Source organism: Herminiimonas sp. (assembly GCF_030645555.1).
Taxonomy (GTDB): Bacteria; Pseudomonadota; Gammaproteobacteria; order Burkholderiales; family Burkholderiaceae_D; genus Oxalicibacterium.
Genome location: NZ_JAUSME010000190.1, coordinates 1 through 5,933 on the forward strand (window position 1 = coordinate 1; position 5,933 = coordinate 5,933).

Annotated in this window: 5 protein-coding genes and 1 tRNA gene; 4 read left to right on the top strand and 2 right to left on the bottom strand. The window is 52.8% G+C overall.

The annotated features are described in order from the left end of the window. The first annotated feature begins 5 nt into the window (after positions 1–5). The 3 genes from Q7T06_RS07390 to Q7T06_RS07400 all read left to right on the top strand — a co-directional run bounded on the left by Q7T06_RS07390 (position 6) and on the right by Q7T06_RS07400 (position 2,096). Positions 6–81, top strand: a tRNA-Glu gene (locus tag Q7T06_RS07390). Positions 82–213: 132 nt separating this feature from the next. Beyond that, entirely contained in the window at positions 214–1,404 is a 1,191-nt protein-coding gene (earP, locus tag Q7T06_RS07395) for an elongation factor P maturation arginine rhamnosyltransferase EarP (RefSeq protein ID WP_304782727.1), read from the top strand. A 116-nt stretch (positions 1,405–1,520) separates the two neighbouring features. Continuing rightward, complete coding sequence (locus Q7T06_RS07400) at positions 1,521–2,096, top strand: elongation factor P (RefSeq protein WP_304782730.1); 576 nt, start codon at positions 1,521–1,523, stop codon at positions 2,094–2,096. A 136-nt stretch (positions 2,097–2,232) separates the two neighbouring features. Here the strand turns inward: Q7T06_RS07400 and Q7T06_RS07405 are convergent, their stop codons facing one another. Together Q7T06_RS07405 and Q7T06_RS07410 are read right to left on the bottom strand one after the other, a co-directional pair. Further along, positions 2,233–3,219, bottom strand: coding sequence for a M48 family metallopeptidase (locus Q7T06_RS07405; protein WP_304782733.1), 987 nt, complete (start codon positions 3,217–3,219; stop codon positions 2,233–2,235). Further along, positions 3,219–4,310, bottom strand: coding sequence for a YjgN family protein (locus Q7T06_RS07410; RefSeq protein ID WP_304782736.1), 1,092 nt, complete (start codon positions 4,308–4,310; stop codon positions 3,219–3,221). Before Q7T06_RS07410 ends, Q7T06_RS07405 begins: the two co-directional genes overlap by 1 nt. Positions 4,311–4,808: 498 nt before the next feature. Between Q7T06_RS07410 and Q7T06_RS07415 the strand changes: the two genes are divergently transcribed. Then, on the top strand, positions 4,809–5,357 hold the full coding sequence (locus Q7T06_RS07415; protein ID WP_304782738.1) for a polymer-forming cytoskeletal protein: 549 nt from the start codon (positions 4,809–4,811) through the stop codon (positions 5,355–5,357). Positions 5,358–5,933: the final 576 nt, after the last annotated feature.

A 5,933-nucleotide genomic window follows, 5' to 3' on the forward strand; every position in this document is an offset into this window, starting at 1 on the left:
TTTCTGTCCCCATCGTCTAGAGGCCTAGGACATCACCCTTTCACGGTGAGTACAGGGGTTCGAATCCCCTTGGGGACGCCAAGATAAAACGCCACGCTTTTGCGTGGCGTTTTTATTTTTACGGCGTATCCTTGGTCTGCATCGCGGCGCATCTGTTTGTGCCGCCCATAGCTGCATGCACCAGTCGGTCACGCATCGAATTCAACCATCAAAATGTACTTCAATAAAAACAACGCAACGTCGCTGGCCCTGTTTTGCAAAGTCGTCGATAACTATGGCGACATCGGCATCTGCTGGCGCCTGGCAAGGCAGTTGCAACAGGAGCATCAGATCGCCGTCACCTTGTGGGTGGACGATTTGCAGAGCTTTCAGCGGATTTGTCCGGATGTTGTAGTCGGCGTCGAAGAGCAGCAGCTTGCCGGCGTGACGGTGCGCCACTGGCGCAACCAGGATGGCGTATTTTCGGCTGCCGATGTGGCCGATATTGTCATTGAATTTTTTGCTGTCGATATCCCGCCAGGCTACATCGCCGCGATGGCAGAGTGCAATCCGCATCCGGTGTGGTTCAACCTGGAAGGCTTGAGCGCCGAGGAATGGGTGGAAGGCTGCCATACCCTGCCTTCGCCTCACCCGCGCTTGCCGTTGACGAAGCATTTTTTCTTCCCCGGCTTCACCAGCAAAACGGGCGGCTTGCTGCGCGAATCTGCGCTGGCAGAAGAGCGCCGTCAATTTCAATCGGATCCAGCGGCGATGGCGGCTTTTCTGGCGCAATTTGGCGTGACGCCGGCAGAAATGGCGTCGTTAAAGGTTTCGCTGTTTTGTTATCCACATGCACCAGTCGCGGCGCTGTTCGATGCATGGCAGGATGGCGGTACAGCCATCACTTGCCTGGTGCCTGAAGGGGTGGCAGTCGAGGCGATACAGGCATTTCTCGGTATGGAAGCAAAAGCGGGAGCAGTGCGCACCAGCGGCGCGCTGACCGTACGCGTGCTGCCTTTTGTTGCGCAGCCCGACTATGACCGGCTCTTGTGGGCGTGCGATCTCAATTTCGTGCGGGGCGAGGATTCCTGGGTACGCGCACAGTGGGCCGAGCGGCCATTCATCTGGCATATCTATCCGCAGGATAAAAACCTGCATCACGTGAAACTGAAGGCATTCTTGCAACGCTATGCCGCCGGTATAGAGAGTCTGATTGCGCTCTCCCTGCGCTGGAACGACGCGAGTACGGCAGACATCGATGAACAAGCCGGCTGGCCTGCGCTATGGTCGCCATTCAAGGAAGACATGCCGGAAATTGCGCGCAGGTCTGCTGAGTGGCAGCGGCAAATGCTGGCAAACGGCGATCTGGCATCCAACTTATTGAAGTTTGCCGATGCGCTGCGCTCAGAAGAAGCTAAAAATTAGGTATAATGCCCGGTTAATTAATGCCGTATTTTTTCGATCAAACGTGAGCTTACGCGGTCCCAGGCCAGCAGGCGACAGATGATTTTTATGCAACCTACTTTTTACGACCACTCTTTATGAAACCTGCAAAAGAAATTCGCGTTGGCAACATCATCATGATTGATAGCAAGCCTATGATAGTCTTGCGTTCCGATGTCAATGGTTCCAGCCGTACCGGCTTTACCTACAAATGGAAGATGAAAAATCTTCTGACGAACAGCCCGCAAGAAAACGTCATGCGCGGTGACGACAAGTTCGACGTCGTTGTTCTCGACAAAAAACCTGTTACCTATTCCTATTTCGCTGATCCATTGTTCGTGTTCATGGACGCTGACTACAATCAGTTCGAAATCGAAGAAGAAAACCTGGGCGATGCATTGCATTACCTGAAAGACGGCATGGAATGCGAAGCCGTTTTTTATGACGGCAAGGCGATTTCTGTTGAATTGCCTATCACCATCGCACGTCAGGTGATTTATTCCGAGCCTGCAGTCAAGGGCAATACTTCAGGCAACGTCTTGAAGGAAGCGCAGATTGAAAATGCAGTCGAGGCGCATCGCCACACCGTTCAAGTGCCGCTGTTTGTCAGCACCGATGACGTGATTGAAATTGATACCCGTACCAACGAGTACAAACGAGTGGTTCGCAACTAAGCCACTTGAAATCAAAAAACGCTGCCCACTATCTGTCGGCAGCGTTTTTTTTCATCTGTTCATATTGAAAAAGCCTTGCAGTAAATTCCTGCAGGGCTTTTTGTTTGTTTTTGTACCTTCCAGAGACACCCTGCATTCAGCGTGCACTTTGTATATGCGCGATGCGTTCAGCGGTCGATGGATGGCTGGACAAGTAGGGCGATACGTCGCCTTGTTTCGCCCTCAACTTTTCAAACCCGCTGGCAAGCTGCGACAGAGGAACGCCGTTCGCTTTCATCATCGCGATCGCGTAATCGTCGGCTTCACGTTCTGCGTCGCGTGAATATTTCATGTCCAGCATCAGGGTAGGAATATTCGCAATGATCGCAGAAACGTCGCCGAAAATGACGGTGACCACCGCGCCTATAGCCGAACTCTGCACGATGCGGCGCATCAGGTGATGTTCGTGCAGATGGCCCAGTTCATGCGCGAGTACGCCGAGTATCTGTTCATCGTCATCCATCAGCTGGACCAGTTCATCGGTCATGATGATCTGGCCGGACGGCAGTGCAAATGCATTCGGCCCGATCTCGCTTTTGCGAAAAACAATTTCATACGCAGGCGCGCCTTCCCTCGGAGGAACCATCCTCTGGAAACGCTGGCGTATCGCTTCGCGCCTTGCCTGCGGTAACTGGCTGGGCGCAAGTATGCGTTGATCGAGGAATTCCAGCGTCCCTTTGCTGATCGAGCGCTCGACGCTGTCCGGCAAAGCCCTGGCGATTATTTCTGATGCGAGTGGCAGCGCATATATATAGCCCAGCACCAGTATCGCTATCGTTGCGAGCAAGCCGGCCAGGGCCTTGCGCCAGCTTTGCTGCATCCGTACCACGGCGGAATCGCGATACCCGGTCTCCGCCAGCAGGGTATCGAATGCGCTTTCATCGCTGATTTCCAGATAGGCATCGTCTGGAAATGTCACCTTGCGACGGCCGTTGCGGGTGCGCTCGGACACGCGTAATTCGGTGATCGCGCATGTGCGCTCCGCATCGCCGGTGATGGCGGCGATCCCTGCATCTACCGACAGCGTCACACGGTGCGGGCGCGATGTCTTGCCGTCGAAATAGGATGCAGTGACAGATGTCATTACAGCGACAGATCAAAGTCCAGCAAATCGGCCATGCCTTCCCCGGTGGCGCTGGCTTCGGCCTGGGTCGCCGCAACGAAATGATCCAGGCTGCCGTCAGCGATCAGCGTCATCGATTCGACCCTATATTTCATGTAACGAATTTGCGCAAAAGGCATGAACAGTCCGAGCGTGCAGATGATGCCTATGATGTTGGTGATGGCGATGTATGCAACGCGCGTCCATTTCATGTCGCTCTGAAAGCGGTGCAAGCCCAGTTGCGTATGGTTCCAGATCAGGTTCTGGATCAGTGTCGCAAAAATCGGAAACACTAAAAACATCCAGACATACATCGCGAACACGAATGTGAAAATGGCCAGGGCGCTGGTTGCGCCTGCCGCAGCACTGTTCATGTTGCCGCTCATGATAAGACCGAACAAGCTGCCGCCTAGCAGAAAACTGATGACGACAAAGCCGGCCAGCCAGATCGCAAAGACTGTCAGATAGCTTTTGTAAAACGCACCTACCGTTGCATCAAATGAAAAATGCGTCGCCCCGAACCGGCTTTCCTGGTGCTGGAATCTCTTCAGGCGCTGATGCGCGAATGGCGCCGCCAGCAAGAGTGTCAGGCCGGAGAGGAAAGGCAGCAGCAGGTACACGATGTAGGCTTGCTTGAGTGAGCCGCGAAAACCGAAGCGTATGCCGCGATAGCTGGAATTGTGCAGTTTGAATTGCAGGCTTTTCCATATCAGCCATGGCGCGGCGAGTGCAACGGCAATGATCATCAGCAAGGCAACCATGCCTGAGGACTTCAGTGCAATGTTGTAAGCAACAATCAGTATGACGGCGACGAAGCGACCCTTCAGGATGGCCAGCGGATTGCCGTGGTATTCAAAGCTGGAGCCTGCGACGATCGTATTGCCGTAGAAATATTTTGTCCGCCTGACCTTGGCCCAGGCGGAATAAATGCCTAGCGTCACGATAGAGAGCAAGAGATTGACGATCCAGATGCGAAAGTATTCGCCGCCGCTGCCGCTGAATGAAAACCGCAAAGGGCCTTCCTGCTGCAGATCGCTTTCATTTGCCGCTGGAAAAACAGATGCGTCAGTCATGTGTACTCTCCCCGATGAATTTTATTTTTATCTGTATGGCTGACGCATGGTTACTTGCTGATAATAAATTGTCAAGTATGAAAGTAATTTTTGGGTGGTCTGTCTGCAATCAGTTATCGGAATGCACGTTCTCCGTACCGTTAATTTCTTTTGGTAAATGAAAACTGCAGTGACGCATCCGATCACGTTTTTTTAGATCGTTAAGTTTTATCGCGCAGCGGATTGCAAAATCCTGATCGTATCGACCTGCTTAATTTTTAAGCAGCACTCTTTTGTAAAAAATGTAACAAATCCGAACTTAAGTGCTGATGCGAGTACCAATTGCAAGTGTGGCGGGCAGCGGGCATGACTGAGCTGCGCGTTGCATTTTCGGGTGCACACCAGGTAAAACCGCAAACGTCGTTTACGCGCGATGCGCAGCTGATGCTGTGAGCGTACTTACTCAAGGCACTTACTTACTTTATTACGTCATCGCGACAATTATTTTCTGGAGATTTCATGCTTCGATCTGACACGCTTTTTGGCAAGCGAGAATCCACCACGCCAAATTCACCATCCAGCACGAGCAATTCCCCTGCGTTGTCAAATACATCGAGTCCCGGTTTTCATAACAAACCAATGGCTAGCAACAGCAATTTCAACAGTTCAACTGCTGCCCATGCTCCGGCGCCCAGCGTCAATGAAGTCGGCAGCAAGCTGATAGTCGGACCCAACATCAAGCTCAAAGGCGTAGAAATCACCGATTGCGATACGCTGGTGGTGGAAGGTTTTGTCGAGGCGACGATGGATTCGCGCGTGATTCAGATTGCCAAGGATGGATCATTCAAGGGATCGGCCGGCATAGACATCGCTGAAATACACGGCACCTTCGATGGCGAATTGACAGTGCGCCAGAAGCTGGTGATTTACGCTTCCGGCAAGGTGTCTGGCAAGATTCGCTACGGTAATGTGGTGATAGAAGAAGGCGGCCAGCTGATGGGCGATGTGCAGGTAGGTGGCCATGCATCTACGCCACCGAAGAACCTGGGTGTGGCAAAAACGCTTTAAGCTTCCATCCTGCTTTGGCACTGTGCCTGTGCTCAGCTTCTGTAGTGGGCGCTGAGCACAGGTTCTTAGCACTGCCGGTTTCCGCCGGCCGTGCGACTATGCCTGGCTCGCGCTTCTTTGCCATACAGGCCATTCTCTTGCATCGGCAATACATGCTTACGCTGTCGTGTCTGGAGCGATGCGGCATCGTGTAGTGAAGTATTTTGTCGGGCATCGTATTTTGCTTGATGAGTACAAGACGATGGTGCTCAAGTAGGTTTTTTGCTCGCTTGCGTAGCTGATGCTGTTTTTTCTTCGTGGGTAGTCTGCTGCCGGGGGTAGCCCGGCGGCTACTTACTTTTCTTGCTTCGCCAAGAAAAGTAAGCAAAAGAAGGCGACCGCACAGCCGCTGCCCTTCGGGTTCCCGTCTGTGCCGCGCAAAAAATGGGAAACGGGCGAAACTCGCTGCGCTCAGACAACGCCCATTTCTCTTTCCATTTTCTGCACGTCACAAACGGCAGCGTCACAGCGGGTTCACTTCAACTACCACTTCAAAGACAGCAGCCTTGAGTGCATGGCAAGTGTCTTACGCAATTA

Bases quoted from the DNA above. Each gene is read 5' to 3' on its own strand.
- earP (WP_304782727.1), top strand. From the start codon at position 214: ATGTACTTCAATAAAAACAACGCAACGTCGCTGGCCCTGTTTTGCAAA.
- Q7T06_RS07400 (WP_304782730.1), top strand. From the start codon at position 1,521: ATGAAACCTGCAAAAGAAATTCGCGTTGGCAACATCATCATGATTGAT.
- Q7T06_RS07405 (WP_304782733.1), bottom strand. From the start codon at position 3,219: ATGACATCTGTCACTGCATCCTATTTCGACGGCAAGACATCGCGCCCG.
- Q7T06_RS07410 (WP_304782736.1), bottom strand. From the start codon at position 4,310: ATGACTGACGCATCTGTTTTTCCAGCGGCAAATGAAAGCGATCTGCAG.
- Q7T06_RS07415 (WP_304782738.1), top strand. From the start codon at position 4,809: ATGCTTCGATCTGACACGCTTTTTGGCAAGCGAGAATCCACCACGCCA.